Raw genomic sequence first — 23,502 nt, 5'->3', positions numbered from 1 at the left:
TACTTAATTGAAAATGTAGGTCTCGATTTTTTCTTCCCCATCTTTACGGGCAATAAAAGCTTGCTGTTTCCCTAGAGAGCCAACTTGGACTTCGATCTCGCCAGGAACTCCTTTGAAGACAGATTCCACTTGCTTTGCGCTATACTGAACAAAACTGGTGATCTCGGTTTTACTGTAATAATTCGACTCGACTTTCAAAACAAGTTTTTGGAGTTGATCATTTACGTAATACGCATTGCCGGTCACACCACTCAAGTCAGGAAAGAAACTAATGACAGCATCACGAAATGTTTTGAACTTATTATCCAAACCATCATCGGTTGCAGCATTGGTGACCCCCGCAGCTACAGGTAAAATAATGTGGGCCTCTGCTACTTTCTCATACTGATCGATAGTTGTTCCTCCATCTTGGCTGACTGCTTGATAAACATAATTGCCTCCGGCGATATCATCTTTAGCAGCTTGTTCGAATAACCCGATCACGATAGGTACAGTCTCCAACCCTTTGATTTTTCTTACTTGTGTCAAAACAGCATTGACTGTCTTCCGCGCGTTTGCCATCCACTCATCACGAGAGATAGAAATGGTCTCGTCGCTGCCATAGTAGACGGTATTAAAGGCAAAGCCTAAACTAATACCTGCCAATGTTTTGCCGTCTTCTTTAATAAAATCTTGCTCCATCAATTGTTGAAAAATAAGCGGCTGATCTGAACCGGCAGGGTTAAGACCTTGCGGGTTATCATCAGAGACACGTTTCAGCCAATTCTTGATCGTATCAGCAGGAATTTTTTGACCTTCTTGAAAGTAGCACGTATCGACAGAAAAAGTCTGCTTGGACAGCCTCAGCAAGCCATTCTCAAAATTGGTTTGATTGAACCCGCTGTTCATTTGCTCTGCATTCAATCCTCTAGCAGCACTCGGTTGGTACTTGCCGTCTGTCATGACTGCCTGATAGACTGAATTATCGACACGGCCAGTGGTAATATTACCGCTGGCCGTCTCTTCACCTTCGTTGATATTCGTGATTCCTTTGTTGAGATTGCCGCAACCTGACAAAAAGCTTAACGACATCGCGACGATCAAGAAGTGTTTAATCTTCATGGTTATGGCTCCCTTCAATCGCTGCCACCATTTGATTCTCTTCCCAAACTGTAATGCCCAAGCTTTGCGCTTTCGTCAATTTACTACCAGCCTCTTCTCCCGCTACGACGATATCTGTTTTCTTTGAGACACTTCCCGTCACTTTGCCGCCAAGGTTCTCAATTCTTTCCTTTGCTTCTTCCCGAGTGAAATGAGTCAACTTTCCTGTTAAGACAACTGTCTTACCTTTAAAGGGTGAGTCAATAGCCGAGAGCTCCTCATTTTTTAAACCAAGGTAATCAAAATTGACCCCTGCTTTCTCCAACTCATCTAAAAGATCATGGACTTCTTCGTTGTTGAAATAAGTGACAACACTATCCGCGATGGTTTGCCCAATCGTTTCTAAAGAAACGATCTCCGACTCATCCGCTTTACTTAGATTACGCAGATTGCGATAATGTTCCGCAAGAATTCTTGCTGCTTTAGATCCGACATGGCGAATCCCTAAGCCAAATATCAAACGCTCAACGGAATTTTCTTTACTGGCTTCGATTGCTGACAAAATATTGTTTGCCGATTTTTCTTTGATTTTGTCTAATGTCAACAATTGTTCTTCCGTCAAATAATATAGGTCTGCAACATCAGCAACTAAGTGCTTTTCATACATTTGTTCAAGAACTCGTGGGCCTAACCCTTCAATGTTCATAGCATTTCGGGAAACAAAATGACTCAATCCTTCTTTCATTTGTGCAGGACACTTCGGATTGATGCAGCGCAGTGCCACTTCTTCATCTAAATGGACCAATTCACTGTCGCAAATGGGACAATGGGTAGGAATCGGATAGGGCTCACTGGCTTTTGACCGCTTATCCGTCAATACGTTGGCAACTTCTGGAATGATGTCTCCTGCTTTATAGATAATCACAGAGTCATTCAAGCGAATATCTTTAGCGCGAATATAATCGACATTATGCAGGCTGGCACGACTTACTGTTGTACCAGCTACTCGAACCGGCGTCATGACCGCTGTTGGTGTCACAACACCTGTGCGTCCAACTGTCCATTCAATATCTTCAATGGTCGTTTCTGCTTCTTCGGGTGGAAATTTATAAGCTGCCGCCCACCGAGGAGCTTTAACCGTAAATCCTAGTGTATCTTGATCGGAGAAGTCATTGACTTTGATGACAACACCATCGATTTCATAAGGCAGCTCACTGCGTTTTTCGTGAAATTCTTCGATATACGCCCAAACTTCATCGATCGTTCGGCACAAACGCCGTTCATGATTTGTCCGGAAACCCAAACTGTCTAATTCATCAAGCGCTGAGAATTGATCGTGTGCCTCGATAGGACCGAAATCTGCCAGAGTATATAAGAATGTGCTCAAATTACGGCTGGCAGCAATCCGTGTATCCAGTTGCCGCAAGCTTCCTGCTGCGGCATTTCGAGGATTGGCAAATACCTCTAAGCCCTCTTCTTCCCGTACTTGATTCAAACGGATGAAAGAAGCTTTAGGCATGTAACATTCGCCTCGGACTTCTAATGAAACAGGTTCTTTCAATTTTAATGGAATTGACTTGACTGTCTTCAAGTTTTCCGTAATATTCTCGCCGACTGTTCCGTCACCCCGTGTTGCACCACGCACAAACCGTCCATTCTCATATTTCAAAGAGATTGATAGCCCATCGATCTTCAATTCACAGACATAATCAACGGCACGACCTAGCGCTTTTTGGACTCGCGCATCAAAAGCGATGATTTCTTCTTTATCAAACACATCATTCAAACTGTACAGAGGAATATCATGGATGACCTTTTCAAATCCAGGCAGAACGATTCCACCCACTCGCTGAGTAGGAGAATCTTCTGTGACCAGCTGCGGGTAATCCGTTTCTAATTGAACAAGTTCTTTATAAAGTCGATCATAGACGTAATCTTCGACAGACGGCTGATCCTTCACATAATACTCATAGGCATATTGATTCAAAGTGGTTCTTAATTCTTCCGCTCGTTGTTGAACTTCAGTTGATGGCACAGCCATTTTGATTCCTCCTTATAGTTTTTCGATCGGAGCAAATGCTGCAAGCAGCCGTTTTACTCCTTGTTGGGGAAAAGCGACATCTAATTCTAGATCCTGGGCGGCCCCTGTGGTCCGAACGATCGTGCCGACACCCCATTTTTTATGGTTGACTTTTTCCCCCACTTGCCATTGATTGCCGGCTGCAGTCGTGGTTTGTCTCGACGAAACAGTGGACTGACGAGGTTGGGTATACGTTGGTTTGAAAACTTTAGGCTGAAAGGAAGCAGCTGCCCCTTTCGGCTGAGTTCTTTCTCCCAGTGACTGCAGAAGATCTTGTTCAATCTCTTCCACAAACCGAGAAGGACGATTGTATTGAGTGCGTCCATACAATGTACGAGAAAATGCGTTTGTCAAGAATAGCTCTTCTTCTGCACGAGTAATCCCCACATAAGCCAAACGACGTTCTTCTTCCAGTTCGCTTTCTTCCATCAATGCTCGAGATAACGGGAAGATGTTCTCTTCTAGCCCAATCAAAAAGACCACAGGAAATTCCAATCCTTTTGCCGCATGCAATGTCATTAATGTCACTTGACTGCTTTCTTCTTCATAGGAATCAACATCGGAAAGTAAAGCGAGGTCATTGAGGAAGACAGTCAATTTTTCTTCTGGCGCATCGGCATCATCTTCATTTTGTGCCTCAAAGCGTTTGTCAAATTCTTGGGTCACTGTTAAGAACTCTTCCAAGTTCTCCAGCCGGGATTGTGATTCCAGATTGTTCTGATTGATCAAATCTTGTTTGTAACCTGTTTTATCCAAAATTTCTTTCGTCAGTTCTGTCACTGACAGATAAGGAATCATTTGGGCAAACTGGTCCATCATCATGCCGAAGCTACCAAGTTCTTTGCCGGCCTTGCCTGAGATATTGGCTAAATCGACATTCATCGCAGCTTCTAACAAGGACCATTCATGAAGCGAAGCAAACTCACGAAGTTTTTCGACAGAAGTCGCCCCGATACCACGTTTAGGCACATTAATGATCCGTTCTAGGCTTAGAGAATCGCTTGGGTTAGCAATGGCCGAAAGATAAGCCAAGATATCACGGATTTCTTTCCGATCATAGAATTTGCGTCCGCCCACCATTGTATAAGGCACGTTTGCTTTTAATAGCATTTCTTCAATCACCCGGGATTGAGCATTGGTCCGATACAAAACAGCAAAGTCGCCGAATTTACGTCCTTTATCTGCAATTTGTTTTTGCATCTCACTGACAATAAAACGAGCTTCATCTCGTTCACTATCCCCGCGATAGTAAGTGATTTTTTCACCGGCTCTATTTTCAGTCCACAAATTTTTGTCTGGACGGTTGCGGTTGTTTTTGATGACTTGATTTGCAGCATTCAAAATCGTCTGAGTTGAGCGGTAATTTTGTTCCAACAAAATCACTGCTGCATCCGGATAATCTTTTTCGAAGTCCAAAATATTTTGCATATTGGCACCCCGCCAGCCATAGATACTTTGATCCGCATCTCCCACGACACAAAGATTTTTGAAGCGGTCCGCTAATAAATTAACAAGCGTATATTGGGCATGATTCGTATCTTGGTATTCATCCACATGGATATAGTGAAATTTTCGTTGATAAAACTGCAGTGCATCTTCATTTTCCTTAAACAAGCGAATGGTATTCATGATCAGATCATCAAAATCCATACATTGATTATTTCGTAATTCCTTTTGATACAGCGCATAACAGCGGCCTACGATCTGTTCAAACAAGCTCCCTTGTTGATTTTCATAATCTGCCGGAGTCAACAATTCATTTTTGGCATTGGAGATCGCTCCTAAAATGGAACGCGGGTCATATTTTTTTGGATCAATATTTAACTCTTTTAAGACTCGTTTCATCAAAGTGTTTTGTTCAGAGGTATCAATGATCGTAAAGTTTCTAGAGTAGCCGATCTGATCAACATCTCTTCGTAAAATCCGGACACACATCGAGTGAAACGTAGAGACCCAAACATCTTCTCCCCCAGATCCAAGAAGCTGATTCACCCGTTCTTTCATTTCTCTAGCCGCCTTATTCGTAAAAGTAATGGCTAGAATATTCCAAGGATTGACATTTTTTTCTTCAATCAAATAAGCAATCCGATGGGTTAAGACCCGCGTTTTGCCACTACCGGCTCCGGCCATTAACAACAGAGGTCCTTCTGTATGCATCACGGCCTCTTTTTGCCGGGGATTCATATTCGCAAGTAATTCATTTTTGGATGACATGGTTTTAACCATCCTTTCTTTCTCAATCCATTCAATTATAGCATTATCCGATTGTAGGGAAAACCGAACGCCTTGAAAAGTTGCTAAATTTTTCTTTTTTGTCCTTCAAAAAAATTCCTTGTTATCTATTCAAAAAAGGGCTAAATTAAATAAGGAAAGTGAGGAGTTTGATGAAGAAACATGAAATCCATTATTTAGATACAACCCGCCTGGCCTTTATAGGCAAAGGAATCTTGGTAGGAGCATTTGTGGGGATCGTGGTTAGTTTGTTTCGCCTTGCGATTGAATGGATAGGCGAAAAAGTTGCTGCTGTCTATCGACACCTTGCTGATCATCCAGATCAGATCATACTGTGGGTAATTCTCTCTATCATCACTGCAATTATTGTGATCCTTTTAGTAAAATCAGAACCTCAAATCAAAGGCAGCGGTATTCCTCAAGTTGAAGGGAAGTTAAGTGGCGAGATCGATTATAATTGGTTCTCTGTCCTTTGGAAAAAGTTTATCGGGGGCATTTTATCCGTCGGATCGGGTCTTTTTTTGGGGCGGGAAGGTCCTTCGATTCAACTAGGTGCTGCTGTCGGACAAGGTTTAAGTCAGTTCTTCAAAGCCCCAAAGTCAGAAGAAAAAATATTGATTTCCAGTGGTGCCAGTGCAGGATTGTCGGCGGCTTTCAATGCACCGATTGCCGGTTTGCTGTTCATTTTAGAAGAGATCCACCATTCCTTTTCACCTCTTGTATGGCTGACATCTTTTGCTTCAGTGATTACCGCTAACTTTGTCTCTTTAAATTTTTTTGGATTGAAACCTGTCCTTTACCAAGGAAAGATCAATGACTTGCCTTTGAAATATTACGGTGCTTTAGTCATCTTAGGTATCTTACTAGGGATCTTAGGACGATTTTACCAGTGGACATTGCTGTCTTTGCCTAAATGGTATGGAAAACTACCCATATCCTCTGACTGGTATGGATTGATTCCTTTTGTGCTGATTATTCCAATCGGTCTATTTTTACCAGACTATTTAGGCGGCGGGAATCAAATTATCTTGACTTTAGGAGAAACCGGGGCTCCCCTGTTGTTTTTGGTCATGTTGCTGATTTTGCGTTACTGTTTTTCCATGATTTCATATGGAGCTGGACTGCCTGGGGGGATTTTCCTACCAATCTTAACATTAGGTGCGCTGATTGGTGCGATCTTTGGTACCTTTTTGGCACAGTCGATCGGTCTGGATCCTATTTATATCAAGAATTTCGTGATCGTAGCAATGGCTGGTTATTTTACAGCGATCGGTAAGGCTCCTTTAACTGCTATTATTTTAGTAACAGAGATGGTTGGATCAATCAATCACCTAATGCCGTTAGGACTAGTTAGTTTAGTAGCTTATATCGTGGTCGATGGTCTTGGTGGTCATCCTATTTATGAGTCTCTCCTTGAAAAGATGCATAAAGAACCCGCTGTGAATATCCGAGGAACGAAAACAGTGATCGAGTATCCGGTAACCGCAGAAAGTTCATTTGATGGGATGGCCGTTCGAGACTTTCCTTGGCCAGAAAACATGTTGCTGATTTCCATTCGTCGTGGCGAAAATGAAATTTTGACCCGCGGAGATACGATCATGAAAGTTGGTGATGCCCTTTTGATCTTAACGGATTCGAATAGTGTTTCGGAAGTGAAGAAAAAAATCAGCTATTTAGCTGATGGTCCTCTGACTTAAACATTGGCTGCCAAATTGCCGTCAACATCCTCCTGTCTTTATTTGTCGATCAGAAAAAAATCGAAGGAGCAAAGCTGCAGAACATGTGTCTGCAGCTTTGCTCCTTCTTTCATTGCCATACAATCGCTGTCGTATAATATTGCCAAACGGTTCTTTCTAAAATCAGCTTCTGTAATCAGCTATAGTATTTTTCTACCAAACGTTCATCCACATAAACGGAAACTTGACCGTCATTGACTGGGAAAATTCCTTTACCTGTTTCGTCTAAGACAACTTTTGCTTCATTATTTTTCAAAATATCTACGTAAGTTTCGCCACCATGAATGGCGCTGATGGTCATTTCTTTCTCAGCACCTTGGGCATTCGTCATGACCACGGCCAAGCCAGACAGTTCGTGCTCATAATCTCCTGTCAGTACCCAACCGATACAATTTGGGTCATCGAAATAATCAACTTGATTGCCAAAGGAGATTTTCTCACGCAATTTCAGGAGATTTTCTAAATCTTCTCCAACTGGTTCAATACCTTGTTCAGGAATACCGAATAGATCCCCCCAGAAAACAACTGGTACTCCAGCTTTTCGCAACAAGATCAACGCATAGGCATGCACTTTAAACCAGCCATCTACCCATGACTGTAAACTCTGACCGACTTGCGTATCATGATTATCGACAAAAGTCACAGCGTAGTCTTCTCGAGAAGCAGTCAATGTACCTGCAAAGATTTGACTCATATCGTACGCACCATTCGAATGAGATGCTTCATAGAAATTGTAATGCAGTGGCACATCGAACAGATGGATCAGATTTCCAGAAGAATCGAGATACTCTTCTAGTTTCGGCAGATCACCCGACCAATATTCTCCCACCACAAATAAATCTTTGCCTTTTTCTTCTCGGCGATTCAAAAGCCAATTAACATAATAATTAAACTCAATATGTTTGACAGCATCTAGGCGATAGCCATCCACATTCGTTAACTCTTGATACCATTTGCCCCATTTATCCAGCTGTTCGATAGTTTCTGGATTCTCCATATCCAAATCACAGCCCATTAGATAATCATAGTTGCCCATCTCATCATCCACTTGATCTTCCCACCCTTTTTGGGCAAAGTTAAACAAGGCATGATCGTTGGTTCGGTCATCATAATCAACGCCAGAAAAATTTTTCCACGTCCAGACATAGTCATTGTATTTCCCTTTTCTTCCAGGGAAAGTGAACTTCGTCCAAGCTTCGATCTCTTCTTCATCACTTATCGGCTTGTTGCGATTGTCCCAACTGTATTTGACCGCTGGTGCCGTTTCTTTTTCATCGGCTCCTATCAAATGATTGAATACAATATCTGCGTAAACCTCCAACCCCTGATCTTGCAACGCTTTGATTGCTTCAAGATATTCATCTTTGGTTCCGTACTTGGTCGGTATTGATCCCTTTTGATCAAATTCTCCAAGATCGTAGTAGTCGTAAACACCATAGCCAACATCTTCGACGCCCGCTGTACCTTTATATGCAGGAGGCAACCATACCGCTGTAAATCCATAATCTTTAAGCTCACTACTCATTTCTTTCAATCTATTCCAATGTTGACTGTCTGCAGGCAAGTCCCATTCGAAGCCTTGCAATATCACTTCATTCTTCATATAATTCCCCCCTTAAAATAATTAAGCCAAAGAATAGCCATTCTTGTCAAACATTAACCCATTTCGATTCTTTTCTGAATGATTTGCCGACCGTTTTTGACCGTTTAAGAATGTATTACCCTTACATTTTGACTGTTTTTAACCGATTGTGATTGATTATGACTGTTTTATGTGCTATCATAACAATTGAAGAGGTGATGTAAATGCTTACAGAAGAGCGTCATCAAAGGATTTTAGCCCTTTTAGAAGAAACGGATATCGTGAAAGTCAGCGAATTGATCCATCAATTACAAGCATCTGAGTCCACTATCCGTCGCGATTTACAAGAACTTGAAGCACAGGGAGTTTTGGTCCGAATCCATGGAGGTGCCAAAAAGATCCAGCACCTTGGATTTGAACCCAATATGAAAGAAAAAACGCAAAAGTTCCAAGTAGAGAAACAAAAAATCGCCCAATATGCCGTCTCATTGATCAAAAAGGATGAGGTCATTTACTTGGATGCTGGAACCACAACTTTAGAAATGATCCCTTTCTTGTCATCGATCTCAAATGTGAAGGTTGTAACCAACTCTGTCAAACATGCGGCATTACTGATCGATCAAGGAATCGAGACATTGATTTTAGGAGGAACGATCAAAATCAGTACGAACGCTGTCTTGGGGAGCGGTGCCAGTGAGCAATTGCGAAAACTGCGCTTCAATCGCTGTTTTATTGGAATGAATGGTGCTCATGTAGACGCAGGCTTTACGACTCCAGATCCTGAAGAAGCAATGATCAAAAAAATCGCGATTGAAAATAGTCAAAAAGCTTATGTATTACTGGACCATTCTAAATTTCAACAAACTACTTTTGCTCAAGTTGCTGCCATTGAAGACGCAGAGATTATCACAGACTTCTGTCCGAAAAACTATGCGGCTAAATTTCGAACACAAACAACTATTATGGAGGTATCCGAATGATTTATACTGTCACACTCAACCCATCAATTGACTATATTGTCCACGTCGAAGCATTACAATTGGGCGAACTTAATCGAATGAAGCAAGACTTTAAACTTCCTGGCGGCAAAGGCATCAATGTTTCTCGTATTTTACAGCGGATCCAGATCCCTTCCACTGCACTTGGATTTATTGGCGGATTCACTGGACGTTTCATTGAAGATTGGCTGATCAATGAAAGAATCACGACCGATTTCACACAAGTTGCTGCCGATACAAGGATCAATATTAAATTAAAATCTGGCGAAGAAACTGAAATCAATGGATTAGGGCCAACAATCTCAAAGGATGAAAGTCAGCAATTGAAAGACAAACTGTCTTCTCTTACCAAGGAAGATATCGTCATTTTTTCTGGTAGCAAACCGAATGGACTGACGGCTGACTACTATCAAGAGTTGATCGCCATCGTCAAAGAAGCTGGAGCCGAGTTCGTCATTGACACAACGGGTCCAGAGTTGTTCGCAGCATTACCCGACCAACCGTTGCTGATCAAACCCAACAATCATGAATTAGCGGAACTGTATCAAACGACATTCCACTCCTTCGAAGATATTTTACCTTATGGACAAAAATTAATCGCTGATGGCGCCAAGAATGTCATTGTCTCCCTTGGCGGAGATGGAGCCATTTTCTTTACTGGAAACGAAATCTACCGCTCGAATGTTCTGAAGCGTTCACTGAAAAACTCGGTTGGAGCTGGCGACTCAATGATTGCTGGCTTTATCGGACAATATACAGCAACAAAAAATGCACTGGAAGCCTTTAAATGGGGAGTTGCTTGCGGCAGCGCCACTGCTTTTTCAGATGATTTAGCCACATCAGCATTTATTCAAGAATTATTGCCAGAAGTTGTTATTGAAAAGATACTTTGACTTAACATAAGGAGGATAAACAATGAAAATCAACGATTTACTCTTAAAAGATGCCATGATCATGGACCTTCAAGCAACGGATAAAAAAGGTGCGATTGACGAAATGGTTGCCAAACTTTATGAAGTTGGCCGCATTTCAGATATTGCTGTCTACAAAGAAGGGATCTTGGCTCGCGAAGCCCAAACATCAACCGGTCTTGGCGACGGTATCGCAATGCCTCATGCGAAAAATCAAGCAGTCAATGAAGCGACTGTTTTATTTGCTAAAAGTAAAACCGGTGTGGATTATGAGGCACTGGATGGTCAACCTACTTACCTCTTCTTCATGATTGCTGCTCCTGAAGGGGCTAATGATACCCATTTACAAGCCTTAGCTGCTCTTTCCCGCTTGTTGATTGATCCAGAATTTGTTGAGAAATTAAAGAAAGCACCAACTGCGGATGCAGTCCAACAACTATTTGCTGAAGCAGAAGTACAAAAAGAAGAACAGACAGATGTCACAACTACAGAATCAGTGAGTGATCGCCCTTATATCGTTGCTGTTACAGCCTGTCCAACGGGTATTGCTCATACTTACATGGCTGAAGATGCATTAAAGAAAAAAGCCAAAGAACTAGGCGTAGAAATCAAAGTTGAAACGAATGGTTCGGAAGGCATTAAAAATCGATTAACAGAAGAGGATATTGCGCGAGCAGCTGGCGTCATTGTCGCTGCTGATAAAAAGGTCGAGATGGATCGTTTCAACGGCAAACATCTAGTGAATCGTCCTGTTAGTGACGGGATTCGTAAGACGGAACAACTGATCAATGAAGCTTTAAGCGGTGATGCTCCTGTCTTTCACAGTAGCGGACAAACAGTTGCAGAAGAATCTTCTGCTGATGGTACGTTTGGTCAACGAATCTATAAAGATTTGATGAATGGTGTTTCCCATATGTTGCCATTCGTTATTGCAGGCGGAATCATGATCGCTATTTCCTTTATGGTCGATCAATTCATGGGTGTACCGCAAGACGCTTTAAATCAATTAGGTAGTTATAATCAACAAGCTGCTTGGTTCAATCAAATCGGTAATGCCGCTTTCGGATTCATGTTACCTGTCTTGGCTGGATTTATTGCATCGAGTATCAGTGATCGCCCAGGTTTGATCGTTGGTTTTGCTGCTGGCGCATTGGCAAACAGTGGTGGCGCAGGATTCCTTGGTGCATTGATTGGTGGATTTTTAGCAGGATATGTCATCAAATTCTTGCGCAATCTTTTCAAAGGTTTGCCTAAGTCATTAGATGGAATCAAAACGATTCTCTTTTACCCTGTTTTTGGTTTGTTGATTACTGGGTTCCTCATGCTAATGATCAATGTCCCAATGAAAGCGATCAATGACGGCTTAAACAGCTTCTTAACAGGATTGAGTGGAACAAATGCCGCTTTACTAGGTGCTCTGTTAGCAGCTATGATGGCAGCCGATCTAGGTGGTCCAATCAACAAAGCTGCCTATGTGTTCGGTACAGCAACACTTGCCACAACGGTTGCCGAAGGTGGTAGTGTCGTAATGGCCTCAGTCATGGCTGGTGGAATGGTGCCGCCATTGGCGATCTTTATCGCAACAGTTTTATTCAAAAATAAATTCACTAAAGATCAAAAAGAAGCAGGTTTGACGAATATCGTGATGGGCTTATCTTTTGTTACTGAAGGTGCGATTCCTTTTGCAGCAGCTGATCCTCTTCGGGCCATTCCAAGTTTCGTGATTGGTTCTGCTTTAACTGGTGCCCTAGTCGGTGCATTCAATATTCAATTGATGGCTCCTCACGGCGGGATCTTTGTGGTCCTTTTACTATCAAAACCATTATTATTCCTATTGTTCATATTAATTGGTGCGATTGTTTCAGGAATCATCTTCGGTTTGTTAAAAAAAGAAGTAACTACCGCTTAATACGTGTTGTGTGAAACAACTAGCGTCTCCTATGCAAAAAAAATCTCCAGTGTGTTTGAAACACACTGGAGATTTTTTTGCGAGAATCATTCAACTTTCTTGTCTTTGCTATTTTATATGGCTCTATTTATTTCCGGAAATGGATTGGTGTTCAGCTAAGCGTTCCATATTCATAAAATAGACCCGCAAGCGATGGGTTTCTTTTTTTAGATTGACCCAGGTATATTTTTTGCTGCGATGCAAAAAACCAAAGCGAACATCTGACATACGATCTTTCAATTCGTCGATAGGTATATCTGTCATCGCCTCTTGCGGCAAATAGAACTGCAAACAGACGGTGTATTCTTCAAAATGTTCCGTAGTGTAATCCGCCTCTAAATGACTGCGAATATAAAATTCATAAGCATCTAAGCCATTATCGAGCGTTAACTGTGGTTTTAAGACAATGTAATCCATCATCCGCATGCCTTCTTGGTCGATCCAAGGGAAATAAGCCTGTGCATTCAACAATCCCCTCACCCGACGTTCTTGGTAAATCTCACGAACTAAATCAAAGTTCCGAGTGATAAAATGGGTCGCTTTGCGTTTGACGGTGGGCTGTAAACGATCATTTTGATATTGGATCGTTTGGATCAACTGATGGCCAAACGCGTATTCAATAAACGGTTCTCGCAAAATCCCTACTCCGTTATCCCAAGTAAGTTGATCCACCCCGATTTGGTCCCGAAACAAACGTTGATAAGAAAGGTTGGCAGGATGATCCCATTGAAACGGATCACGGTAAAGCTCCACCATGACAACCCCTTCCTCCATCGTTTGGATTTGTTCTACTTGTTGGGCATCTTTAATAATCACTAACGGTAATACTCGCTCATAGTACTCTGAGAAATACATGCGCCAACAGGAAGTTAAACAAAACCCGTTATAAAAAACATCATATCCGGCAAATTGATTGCAATCGATCACGATTTCTTTGGCATGGTTTTTTCGCTTTGGTAATTCAGCGATTTCTTCTGGTTTCTGAAAGTTATAGCGTTTCTCTACACTTTCGACATTATGATTGAGGAATTCATCATAAGCTCGAATATAACTAAAGAGACCGCCTTGTTCCATTGTGGTCTTTATATAACTCAGTAATAGTTCTCGCGATCCCTGAAAAACATCAAATGTAAAAAGATGTCGTTGCAGTACGGCTTCTTGGACAACGTGTATACTGGATTCATTTTGTCCATCGGTTAAAATCAGTTCAAAATTGACCTCATCAATACTTCCCTCCAGCAATGAGCGTACTTCAGCGATATCATAGGAGTGGATTTCCTTTTGATTTAAATAGTAGCTGGTGGGGGTAAAGGAAAGACGGACCAAAGCGAACCAGTTGGCTATTTGTTCACGCATCAGAGCATCGGCGAGTTGTGCCGATTGAATAAAGGCATAGATTTTCTTCGTTTTGATCATCTTTCTCACCTCTTTATGTACTTCTTATTTTATTATAGTAAAGGGATTCATGATTGAACACTATTTCGCTTACTTTTGAGATGAAAAACTTTGGTTTTCATGGTAAACTAGAGGCGCTTGGAGGTGGGAATATGGGATTAAAATTCCAACGTGAAGATTCTCTTGATAAAATGTTCGATGAGTTTGCTATTCTTCCCGACAATGACAAAAAAGAAAACAAACCCGACATCGAACGCTTCTTGAATGCGAAAGAAGATAAAGAAGAAACTGAAAAAAATACGGATCTTAAAAAACAAACAAAAAAAACATCCTAATCGATGTTTTTTTGTTTGCACAGAATTTTTCCGATAAAAGATGTTCCGGAGCAAACTTTCTCCGTTTATTTTCTAGTCCTGAGAGATTGCCCCATGCATCTTACCTCTTATCTATTATTGCTTGATGGCCGCTTCTATCGCTTGCCAAGCTTCTTCTTTCCCCTGTTTAGTGATGGAAGAAAAAAGAATAAAGGTGTCTGCTGGATCGAATTCCAGCGCTTTTTTGATCACACTTTCATGCTTGTTCCATTTCCCGCGAGGAATCTTGTCTGCTTTCGTGGCCACCACGATTACTGGAATCTCATAATATTTCAAAAACTGATACATTTGAATATCTTCCTGAGAAGGCGCATGGCGCAGATCCACTAGAGAGACGACTGCCCGCAGCTGCTGTCTCTCTGCAAGATACGTCTCGATCATCTTCCCCCACTTTGCCCGCTCCGTTTTTGAAACTTTTGCATAGCCATATCCTGGCACATCCACAAAATGCAAGGTATTTTCAATCAAGTAAAAATTCAATGTTTGGGTCTTACCAGGTTTCGAAGACGTTCGCGCTAAATTTTTTCGATTAATCAATGTATTGATAAAGGAAGACTTCCCAACATTGGAACGACCCGCTAACGCGATTTCCGGTAAATGTGTATCCGGATATTGTGCCGGTGAAACAGCACTGATCACAATTTCTGCATCATGTACTTTCATCTGCTCGCTCCCTTCTAATAAAATCTCATATGCTTTCAGAAAGAAAGTCGGATAGTCATCAAACTATCCGACTTACTAAAATCAAACTGCTTTTTTTGTTTCTTCATTATAAATGATTGTCGGTTCACCGATTTCTTTGGCTGCATCTTCGGTAATAATGACTTTTTCAATCGACTCATCAGAAGGAACATTGAACATCACGTCCATCATGATATTTTCGATAATCGAACGTAAACCACGAGCACCCGTATTGCGTTCGATCGCTTTATCCGCAATCGCGCGTAGAGCAGCTGGTTCAAACTCAAGCTCAGTATCGTCTAATGCTAGCAGTTTTTGGTATTGTTTGACTAGCGCATTTTTCGGCTCCGTCAAAATACGGACCAAGTCATCGGTCGTCAATTTGTCTAAAGCTGCCATAACCGGCAAACGGCCAATAAATTCTGGGATCAAGCCGAATTTCAACAAGTCTTCAGGAATGATATGTTGCATGATGCTTTCATCTTCTGAGAACCGTTTGTTGTTCGTTCCAAAACCGATCGTTTTTTCACCCATCCGGTTTTTAACGATGGTATCAATCCCGTCAAATGCACCACCAACGATGAATAAAATATTCGTCGTATCGATTTGAATCATTTCTTGATGAGGATGCTTCCGTCCACCTTGAGGCGGTACACTTGCTTGTGTCCCTTCCAAGATCTTCAGCAACGCTTGTTGCACCCCTTCACCCGATACATCTCGCGTGATCGAAACATTTTCGCTTTTACGAGCGATTTTGTCGATTTCATCAATATAAATGATGCCCTTTTCTGCCATTTCAACGTTATAGTCCGCTGCTTGCAGAAGTTTCAGCAAAATATTTTCTACATCTTCTCCGACATATCCAGCTTCCGTCAAGCTGGTGGCATCGGCGATAGCAAATGGCACATTCAATGAACGGGCCAATGTTTGAGCAAGGAACGTCTTCCCAGAGCCAGTTGGTCCAATTAGACAAATATTGCTTTTTTGCAACTCAACGTCTTCTGCGGTCGGCTCAACGTTCACTCGTTTGTAATGATTGTAAACCGCTACAGCAAGTGTCTTTTTCGCACGATCTTGTCCGATGACGTAATCATTTAATATATGCAGCAATTCTTGTGGTTTAGGTACCTCGGTAAATTCACGAATGGCTTCTTCGTAGAACTCTTCGTCAATGATCTCCTTGCACAAGTCGATACATTCATTACATATGTATACACCAGGACCGGCAACGATCTTCTTTACTTCCTCTTGCGTCTTCCCGCAAAAAGAACAACGAACAGCGTCATTTCCATTTGTGTTGTCGTACATACTGTTCACCCCTTGATAAATTTCTAACCTGTAAAGGAGTGGAATTGGTTTTACTATCTTTACAGTCTTTAATCATCTTATCATAACTCATTTGAAAGAAAAAGCTATTTCTCATGGCCGTTACGTTTTCTTAGCAATTGACCACGTCCGCAAAATAAGTTAAGATCCTCCTGCTCAAAAAGGCAAAGTAAGCAAAAAACGATCGTATGAAATATACACACCATTGCTTTTTGATCAATCAAAAAGGGCAAACATCGGAAAAGACGTTTGCCGCTCTTTTGATGAAAATTAAGCTTCTTTCGCCGTACCAGTTACGATTTCAACGGCTTTCTTCATTGTGATGTCATGTTTCAACATATCTTCTGTCAAGACGCGTTTGATTTGATCAACAGGCATGTTGTAAGCTTCTGAAAGCTCTTGAATTTCTTTTTCGATGTCTTCTTCAGTTGCTTCCAAACCTTCTGCTTTTGCGATTGCTTCAATCACAAGGTTAGTTTTCACACGAGTTTCTGCTTCGCCTTCAAATTGTTGATGCAAGTCAGCTTCCGTTGAACCAGTCAATTGATAGTACATTTCTGGTGAAATTCCTTGACGTTGCATGTTGTTCAAGAACTCATCCATTGAGCGGTGAACTTCGTCATGGACCATTGAATGTGGTAATTCAACGATTTCTGCGTTTTCTACTGCTTGGCGAATCGCTGCTTCATCTTTTGCATCTTCAGCAGCTTTTTCTTTTGTTTCTGTCAATTCTTTGCGGTATTTTTCTTTTAGTTCAGCAAGTGTTTCAACGCTATCATCAACATCTTTGGCAAATTCATCATCTAATTCAGGCAATTCTTTTGCTTTGACTTCGTGAACTGTTACTTTAAAGACCGCATCTTTACCTGCTAGATCTTCTGCTTGATAATCTTCAGGGAAAGTGACGTTGACTTCTTTGCTTTCGCCAGCTTTCACTCCTACTAATTGATCTTCAAAACCTGGGATGAAAGAGTTAGAACCCAATTCTAATGAATAGTTTTCGCCTTTGCCGCCTTCAAATGTTTCTTCACCTAAGAAACCTTCAAAGTCGATAACGACTGTATCGCCGTTTTCAGCAGCTTCGTCTTCTTTGATGACTAACTCAGCTTGTGCTTCTTGTTCACGTTTGATGCGAGCATCTACGTCTTCTTCTGTTACTTCACGATCTTGTTTTTCAACAGTCAACTCTTTGTAATCACCAAGTTTAACTTCTGGTTTCACAGTCACTTCTGCTTTGATCACCCAGTCTTGACCTTTTTCCATGCTGTCAACATCGATTTTTGGTTGTGATACTGGATCAATACCAGCTTCTTTAACTGCTGCTTCATAAGCTTCTGGCAAGACAGCATTCAATGCATCTTCATACAATGCTTCTTCTCCGTACATACGGTTAAATACTTGGCGAGATACTTTTCCTTTACGGAAGCCAGGTACGTTTAAGTTGCCTTTCACTTTATTAAATGCAGTCGTCAAGCCTTTTTGGATTTCAGCTTGCTCGATCGAAAATGTCAATACACCATCATTGGTGCCTGTTTTTTCCCATTTTGCAGTCATTTATTTCCCTCCGAATAACAATTATATTTTACATATGAAATAGTTTCATGCATACCTTTAAATAGTACACTAACGTTCTTTAATTGTAAACATTTTACCTAGAAACTTCTCGTTTTTTTCTTGAGTGATCTGCTTTCATAATTAGAAAGAACCCAAAATCTTTCGTAATCTTGTTTTCTTACGTTGGATCTCCTCGTCGATCGCTTGTGGTTCGCTTTTTGCAAAAAGATCTTGATACTCATCGATATAGCTTTGTACCCAGCGATCAATCTCTTGGGTTTCTGGCAAGAACGGATAGCTTAAAGCAAAATGATCATTCAACTCTTCTAAAATGCCTTCTGCTAAGGTTGGATTTTCTTGCCCGATTCGTTCATTCACAGCTTGTCGCATTTGGCTGAAAACTGGCACTTCCCTCAATAAAGATAACTGATTGGGAATGATCTGCCGTTGATCCCCCATGTAGTCTATCAATTCAAACTGCTGTGAACTTCCTAAACGGACAAGTTCTTCTACTAGTTTTGGTAACAAAAAAGGATTCGTTAACTGAGGAAGCAGCTCCGTCATCAACGATACAAACTGATCCTTTGTGAGTCCTTGGGAAAAAACGTGCCATGTATGCCCGCTAACGGGTTGGTTGCTACTGTCCATTGCAAGCAATGACTGTTTTTTTCCTAAAAAATCTTCCAAACCAAGTATTTGTTGAACTTCTTCTACTTTATCCAATTCTTTCACTAAATTTTCGCTTACCGCTTCAGAGATCACCGGAAATTCCTCTGCGAGTCTTATCCATTTTCTCGCTTGCAAGTATTGACCATCAAGAATCAACAAATGACCAATTTGAACAAAACCATTTGGATCTTGTAGGTATTCATCCAAGAAATCATCTGCCACTTCCAACGCTTTTGCAAAATCAGCCAGTTGCTGTAAGCACTTAACGAGAGACTGATTGATCTCAAAAGAAGAATGCTCAGTATAAATTTCCTGGTAATCATGGTAAGCCTTCAGATAATCTTTTGCCTGATATGCTTTTTCTGCTGAATGACGCAGGCGGTCTTCAGGTTTTGGAAACTGGATCGTGTCTCCCATATCTCATTCTCCTTTATCTGTAATCGATCTGCAATCGCACTTCCGCTTGTATGGTGCAATCTTCTGGTAGCAAGACCGCTTTTCAACGGGTCAGTCTTCGTTTGCCTCAAATAGAGACTGACCGCTCATTACGTTATTGTCTATTCTTGTTACATATTGGCATTTGCCTGTTTATTGAATGCTTTAATCAAATTGATAGTAACCACACTGGTCTCAGAAAAATAATCTCCGGCATGCTGCTTTTCTTTAGTAAAAATCACTGGCAAATAACCGCAATAAAAGAAAGGATTGAATTGCAAAACGTAGCGCATACACAGTTCTCTTGTCAGAACTGTTTTCCAACTCAAATCAGCTTCTGTAAATGACACGACCCGAATACCGAAAATCATCTTACCTACCGTTTGTCCCTGATTGAACTTTGTTAATAAAACAAAATAGCCTAAGTAGATGGCCAACGAGAGTAACTGGTAGAGTCCAAAAGGATGCCCGCTACTTGACCAACCACCTAAGTGATAGATCGTATCCAGAGTAATTCCTGTAATAGCTCCGATACAAAGTACATCTACGAGATAAGCAAATAGCCGAATCCAAAACCCAGCAAAAAAGTAATCTGGAAAATCATTCACTCGTCTGCGTTCTTTCTGTTTGTCTTCTATCCCCTCATACCGTTGCCATTCTTTTTGACGCTGATTAATCTCTTCCTCGCTAAATTCTTTTCTCTTAAACGAGCCCAATACTTGTTGATAGAAATCATCTGGATGATTCGTCACAGCGGCCTCTTGATTTGGGGTATCCACAGCTAGTTGTGCTTCTTGATTCGCCTGCTCTGTAGAGATTCCAGAGGTCGACTCTAGATTTTCCAGAGTTACGTTTTCTGCTCCCTGTTCAACAGGTTGTTGTTTGATTCGTGGCTCTTTCGTTTCTTTTTCAGGCATAGTTATTCACCTCCATAATAATAAAGAGGTTTCGGCGCATCCATCGTACCCAGGCTTTCTACTACTTGCAAAAGACTACTAGACTCAGATGCCTTCAGCCCTTGAAACTCTGCCAGCTTTGAACCCAGCCATGTAGAAGCGAACCCTGTGGAACCGACACCATATTCAAAAATTTCCGCATCCTCTAACCCTTGATCTGCTTCTAATGCAGCGAAGGCGTCCTCAGGAAACCCAATTTCGTCAACTAACCCGTTCTCCACAGCTTGTTGACCATCATAAATCCGTCCGTCAGCAATTTTTCTAACAGCTTCTTCTGACATGCCTCGTCCTTCAGCTACAATGGAAACAAAGCGTCCGTATGCATTATCCACGTAAGTTTGCAGAACTTTCTTGTCCTCATCGGTAGCGGCTCTTGTAGAGGAACCCATATCTTTCAAGGCACCACTTTTATAGGTGCTATCTTCGATCCCTAATTTATCCAATAAACCTGAATAATTCAATCCAGACATAATAACTCCGATAGAACCTGTCACGGTTTCATCTGTGGCAAAGATTTTGTCCGCACCCGCTGAGACATAATAACCACCGCTAGCTGCGGTGTTCTTCATACTGACATAGACAGGAATTCCAATTTCTTTGATCTTTTTCATTTCACGAGCAATCTCTGCACTTTCGTAAACTCCGCCCCCAGGCGAATTCACTTCAAATAGAATCCCTTTGATCGTTGGGTCCTCTTGCGCGGCACGTAATTCTTCCAGAAATAATTGATGATCATATCCTTCTGTTGAGAACAATCCACCACCTGAAGTATTCGCAATCGTCCCTTCCAAAGTCAAGCGAAGGATGCGGTTATTGCTATCTCCAACCGCTATTTGATGTTCCTCCAATTCATTGCTTCCGTATAAAAGAGCATTCAATCCGTCCAGTGACGACTCTTCATTTGCTGGCGGAGCCATCAAAGCAAAAACACCTGAGCACACAAACAATCCAATTGCAATCGCAACAGCCACCCATCTTCTCTTATTCATTTTTCCACTCCTTTTTAATAGCGGTTCTCAATCACAATTACCGCTTCAACTAGTCCACTTGCATCGAATTTTTCGCTTTTTTCTTTCAATGCGTAGCCGCCGAAATATTCTTTAGTTAATTCATCTTGCACTCGAAACGCTTGTGCTTCTTGAACAGAGATCGCACCCGGAAGAATTTCCTGCAGGCTGTCCCAACCAGTGTCTAACATGATTTTTGTATCATCATTGACATTTTCTTGTTTCTCTAATCTTTCCACTATTTCCTTCAACTCGGAAAACGTCATACATTGTACAGCTTCTGACATCTTCATCCCTCACTTTCTTCTGTCATTGTATCGAAATTAAAAAAAAAAGGATAGTCAAAAACGACAATTCCAATTTTACGAATTGGATCATCCGCAATTCTCCTTCTTTAAATCTCCATTACAGAACAAACATTGCCTCTAATAACATCTATACCAATTATTTTTTTTAGCTTTTTCTCTTGACTAACGTCCTTATAAATATTATGATAATGCATGTATTTCTACAAAATAATTTAAGGAGGATAGATAGACCAATAGGAATAGCGCCAGATCTGTACAACAGATGACGAGGAAAGAGTTTATCGAAGTTTTCGGCGGGTATCTCTAGGGACTGCACTCTATAAGCAAGAACAAAACCTCATTGTGAGATGAAAACAAACCTCTTGCTGCGCAGGTAGAAATACATAATGAATCGTAAATAAGTAGTGGAAAGTAGGATTTGTCATTATGTGTGGAATCGTAGGAATTGTAGGAAAATCAAATGCTGAACAAGTCATTTTGAATGGTTTGGAACGTTTAGAATATCGTGGGTATGACTCAGCAGGTTTATATGTTGCTGATCGTACTTCTGGCCACTTAGTCAAAGCACAAGGGCGTATCAAAAACTTGGAAGACAAAGTCACACCAGAAGTAACAGGAACGATCGGTATCGGACACACTCGCTGGGCAACTCATGGTAAACCATCAGAAAAAAATGCCCACCCTCATACTTCTTCTAACCAAGAATTAGTACTGGTTCATAACGGAGTAATCGAGAATTTTGAAGAATTGCATCAAAACTATTTAAGTGATCATCACTTCGAAGGACAGACAGATACAGAGATTGTCGTCCACTTGATCGAAGTATTGAAAAAAGACCTTTCGACTAAAGAAGCGTTCAAAAAGGCACTCTCATTGATTCGTGGTTCTTATGCCTTTGCATTAGTTGATAAAAATGACCCTGAAACCATCTATGTAGCAAAAAATAAAAGTCCGTTATTGATTGGGCTTGGGGATGGGTTTAACGTTATTTGTAGTGATGCATTGGCTATGTTGGATCAGACTACTCATTTCGTTGAAATTGAAGACGGTGAAATGGTAACTGTGACGGCAGAAACGATTGAAATCGAAGACCTAAAAGGAAATCTTGTTTATCGCGAGTCTTATGAAGCACAACTTGATTTAACAGACATCGAAAAAGGAACGTATCCTTACTATATGCTGAAAGAAATCGACGAGCAGCCAGCTGTGATGCGTCGTCTCGTTCAAGAGTATCAAGGCACAGGAGAAGTGACGATCGATGACGCATTAAAGGATCAAATGATTGCGAGCGACCGCATCTACATCGTTGCTTGCGGAACCAGTAATCACGCTGGTTGGGCCGCAAAAGCGATTCTAGAATCTCTGACACAGATTCCTGTTGAAGTACATTTATCAAGTGAATTCGGCTACAACATGCCTTTGCTGTCTGCAAAACCTTTCTTTATTTTTCTATCACAAAGTGGAGAAACAGCCGACAGCCGACAAGTCTTGGTAAAAATCAATCAAATGAATTTGCCTAGTCTGACTATTACAAATGTAGCAGGCTCGACTCTTTCTCGTGAAGCTGACCATACATTGTTACTTCATGCCGGACCTGAAATCGCCGTAGCTTCTACCAAGGCCTATACTGCTCAAATCGCAGTTTTAACCTTATTAGCAAAAGCAATCGGTGATGCTAAAGGTATTGCTGCTGCACAGGACTTCGATGTTTTCCATGAATTAAGTATTGTTGCCTCTGCTATGGAAACATTAGTTGATGAAAAAGCGGTCATCAGTCAATTAGCAGAAGAGTATTTGTCTGTTAGTCACAATGCGTTTTATATTGGTCGAAGCAATGACTATTATGTTTCCATGGAAGCTGCACTGAAGCTAAAAGAGATTTCTTATATTCAAGCAGAAGGATTTGCAGCTGGCGAATTGAAACATGGAACCATCGCACTGATCGAAGAAGGAACCCCAGTCATCGGAATCATCACTGAAGAAGTGACCGGCTCCCATACGAGAGGAAATTTGAAAGAAGTTGAGTCTCGTGGCGCTCATACTTTAGTCATCGTCAGCCAAGAACTAGCGAAAGCGACGGATCACATTGTTTTGCCTTCGGTCCATCCATTGGTTACTAGTTTAGTTGCCGTGATTCCTACGCAACTGTTGGCTTACTTTGCAACATTGCAACGAGGGTATGACGTGGATAAACCTCGAAATTTAGCTAAATCAGTGACTGTCGAATAAA

18 protein-coding genes are annotated in these 23,502 nt (G+C 41.3%); 6 read left to right on the top strand and 12 right to left on the bottom strand.

What is annotated here, in order from left to right; all coding sequences use genetic code 11:
- Positions 1 to 3: 3 nt before the first annotated feature.
- Genes ACTFWY_RS03460 through pcrA form a run of 3 tightly spaced genes read right to left on the bottom strand, consistent with a single transcriptional unit; the run spans position 4 to position 5,374 of the window.
- Positions 4 to 1,101 carry a CamS family sex pheromone protein gene (locus tag ACTFWY_RS03460; protein WP_311828169.1) on the bottom strand — a complete coding sequence of 366 codons (1,098 nt, stop codon included), beginning with the start codon at positions 1,099 to 1,101 and terminating at the stop codon, positions 4 to 6.
- On the bottom strand, positions 1,091 to 3,121 hold the full coding sequence (gene ligA / locus ACTFWY_RS03455) for an NAD-dependent DNA ligase LigA (RefSeq protein ID WP_103299797.1): 2,031 nt from the start codon (positions 3,119 to 3,121) through the stop codon (positions 1,091 to 1,093). Before ligA ends, ACTFWY_RS03460 begins: the two co-directional genes overlap by 11 nt.
- 12 nt (positions 3,122 to 3,133) lie before the next feature.
- Positions 3,134 to 5,374, bottom strand: a complete 2,241-nt coding sequence (gene pcrA, locus ACTFWY_RS03450) for a DNA helicase PcrA (protein ID WP_021149781.1) — start codon at positions 5,372 to 5,374, stop codon at positions 3,134 to 3,136.
- A 167-nt stretch (positions 5,375 to 5,541) separates the two neighbouring features.
- On the opposite strand from pcrA, the gene ACTFWY_RS03445 reads away from it, so the two are divergent.
- Positions 5,542 to 7,089, top strand: coding sequence for a ClC family H(+)/Cl(-) exchange transporter (locus tag ACTFWY_RS03445; RefSeq protein ID WP_060813319.1), 1,548 nt, complete (start codon positions 5,542 to 5,544; stop codon positions 7,087 to 7,089).
- Positions 7,090 to 7,264: 175 nt separating this feature from the next.
- Here the strand turns inward: ACTFWY_RS03445 and ACTFWY_RS03440 are convergent, their stop codons facing one another.
- The gene (locus ACTFWY_RS03440) at positions 7,265 to 8,731 is read right to left on the bottom strand and encodes an alpha-amylase (protein WP_081132025.1); all 1,467 of its coding nucleotides are present in this window, start codon (positions 8,729 to 8,731) and stop codon (positions 7,265 to 7,267) included.
- 203 nt (positions 8,732 to 8,934) lie between these two features.
- Between ACTFWY_RS03440 and ACTFWY_RS03435 the strand changes: the two genes are divergently transcribed.
- Genes ACTFWY_RS03435 through ACTFWY_RS03425 form a run of 3 tightly spaced genes read left to right on the top strand, consistent with a single transcriptional unit; the run spans position 8,935 to position 12,528 of the window.
- On the top strand, positions 8,935 to 9,690 hold the full coding sequence (locus ACTFWY_RS03435; protein WP_003126440.1) for a DeoR/GlpR family DNA-binding transcription regulator: 756 nt from the start codon (positions 8,935 to 8,937) through the stop codon (positions 9,688 to 9,690).
- A complete protein-coding gene (gene pfkB / locus ACTFWY_RS03430; protein WP_003126439.1) occupies positions 9,687 to 10,601 on the top strand; it encodes a 1-phosphofructokinase in 915 nt (304 codons plus the stop codon). The genes ACTFWY_RS03435 and pfkB overlap by 4 nt, the downstream gene beginning before the upstream one ends.
- 22 nt (positions 10,602 to 10,623) lie before the next feature.
- Positions 10,624 to 12,528: a PTS fructose transporter subunit IIABC gene (locus tag ACTFWY_RS03425; RefSeq protein WP_103299792.1), complete on the top strand. Its 1,905-nt coding sequence runs from the start codon at positions 10,624 to 10,626 to the stop codon at positions 12,526 to 12,528.
- A 123-nt stretch (positions 12,529 to 12,651) separates the two neighbouring features.
- Here ACTFWY_RS03425 and ACTFWY_RS03420 read toward each other — a convergent pair whose 3' ends face one another.
- Positions 12,652 to 13,983 carry a hypothetical protein gene (locus ACTFWY_RS03420; protein WP_138372002.1) on the bottom strand — a complete coding sequence of 444 codons (1,332 nt, stop codon included), beginning with the start codon at positions 13,981 to 13,983 and terminating at the stop codon, positions 12,652 to 12,654.
- A 131-nt stretch (positions 13,984 to 14,114) separates the two neighbouring features.
- On the opposite strand from ACTFWY_RS03420, the gene ACTFWY_RS03415 reads away from it, so the two are divergent.
- Positions 14,115 to 14,297: an SPJ_0845 family protein gene (locus tag ACTFWY_RS03415; RefSeq protein ID WP_029486767.1), complete on the top strand. Its 183-nt coding sequence runs from the start codon at positions 14,115 to 14,117 to the stop codon at positions 14,295 to 14,297.
- 114 nt (positions 14,298 to 14,411) lie between these two features.
- Here ACTFWY_RS03415 and yihA read toward each other — a convergent pair whose 3' ends face one another.
- From yihA to ACTFWY_RS03380, 7 genes are all read right to left on the bottom strand, one after another.
- Positions 14,412 to 14,999, bottom strand: a complete 588-nt coding sequence (gene yihA / locus ACTFWY_RS03410) for a ribosome biogenesis GTP-binding protein YihA/YsxC (RefSeq protein WP_003126435.1) — start codon at positions 14,997 to 14,999, stop codon at positions 14,412 to 14,414.
- 81 nt (positions 15,000 to 15,080) lie between these two features.
- On the bottom strand, positions 15,081 to 16,325 hold the full coding sequence (gene clpX, locus ACTFWY_RS03405; protein ID WP_005471356.1) for an ATP-dependent Clp protease ATP-binding subunit ClpX: 1,245 nt from the start codon (positions 16,323 to 16,325) through the stop codon (positions 15,081 to 15,083).
- Between the two features lie 288 nt (positions 16,326 to 16,613).
- Positions 16,614 to 17,897: a trigger factor gene (gene tig, locus ACTFWY_RS03400; protein WP_003126431.1), complete on the bottom strand. Its 1,284-nt coding sequence runs from the start codon at positions 17,895 to 17,897 to the stop codon at positions 16,614 to 16,616.
- A 141-nt stretch (positions 17,898 to 18,038) separates the two neighbouring features.
- Positions 18,039 to 18,983, bottom strand: coding sequence for a hypothetical protein (locus ACTFWY_RS03395; protein ID WP_308052609.1), 945 nt, complete (start codon positions 18,981 to 18,983; stop codon positions 18,039 to 18,041).
- Positions 18,984 to 19,132: 149 nt separating this feature from the next.
- Positions 19,133 to 19,918 carry an RDD family protein gene (locus ACTFWY_RS03390; RefSeq protein WP_081132019.1) on the bottom strand — a complete coding sequence of 262 codons (786 nt, stop codon included), beginning with the start codon at positions 19,916 to 19,918 and terminating at the stop codon, positions 19,133 to 19,135.
- A gap of 2 nt (positions 19,919 to 19,920) precedes the next feature.
- Positions 19,921 to 20,946: a signal peptide peptidase SppA gene (gene sppA / locus ACTFWY_RS03385; protein WP_311810617.1), complete on the bottom strand. Its 1,026-nt coding sequence runs from the start codon at positions 20,944 to 20,946 to the stop codon at positions 19,921 to 19,923.
- A 14-nt stretch (positions 20,947 to 20,960) separates the two neighbouring features.
- Positions 20,961 to 21,251, bottom strand: a complete 291-nt coding sequence (locus ACTFWY_RS03380; protein ID WP_060813438.1) for a hypothetical protein — start codon at positions 21,249 to 21,251, stop codon at positions 20,961 to 20,963.
- Positions 21,252 to 21,698: 447 nt separating this feature from the next.
- Here ACTFWY_RS03380 and glmS point away from each other — a divergent pair, with 447 nt between their 5' ends.
- Positions 21,699 to 23,501 (top strand): glutamine--fructose-6-phosphate transaminase (isomerizing), encoded by a 1,803-nt coding sequence (gene glmS, locus ACTFWY_RS03375; protein WP_311810616.1) that lies wholly within the window; start codon positions 21,699 to 21,701, stop codon positions 23,499 to 23,501.
- Position 23,502: the final 1 nt, after the last annotated feature.

This window comes from Enterococcus sp. 125944 (assembly GCF_051909435.1).
GTDB lineage: Bacteria > Bacillota > Bacilli > Lactobacillales > Enterococcaceae > Enterococcus_D > Enterococcus_D gallinarum.
Note: the sequence above shows the minus strand (reverse complement) of the source record. Positions and strands in the feature narration are given on the sequence as shown.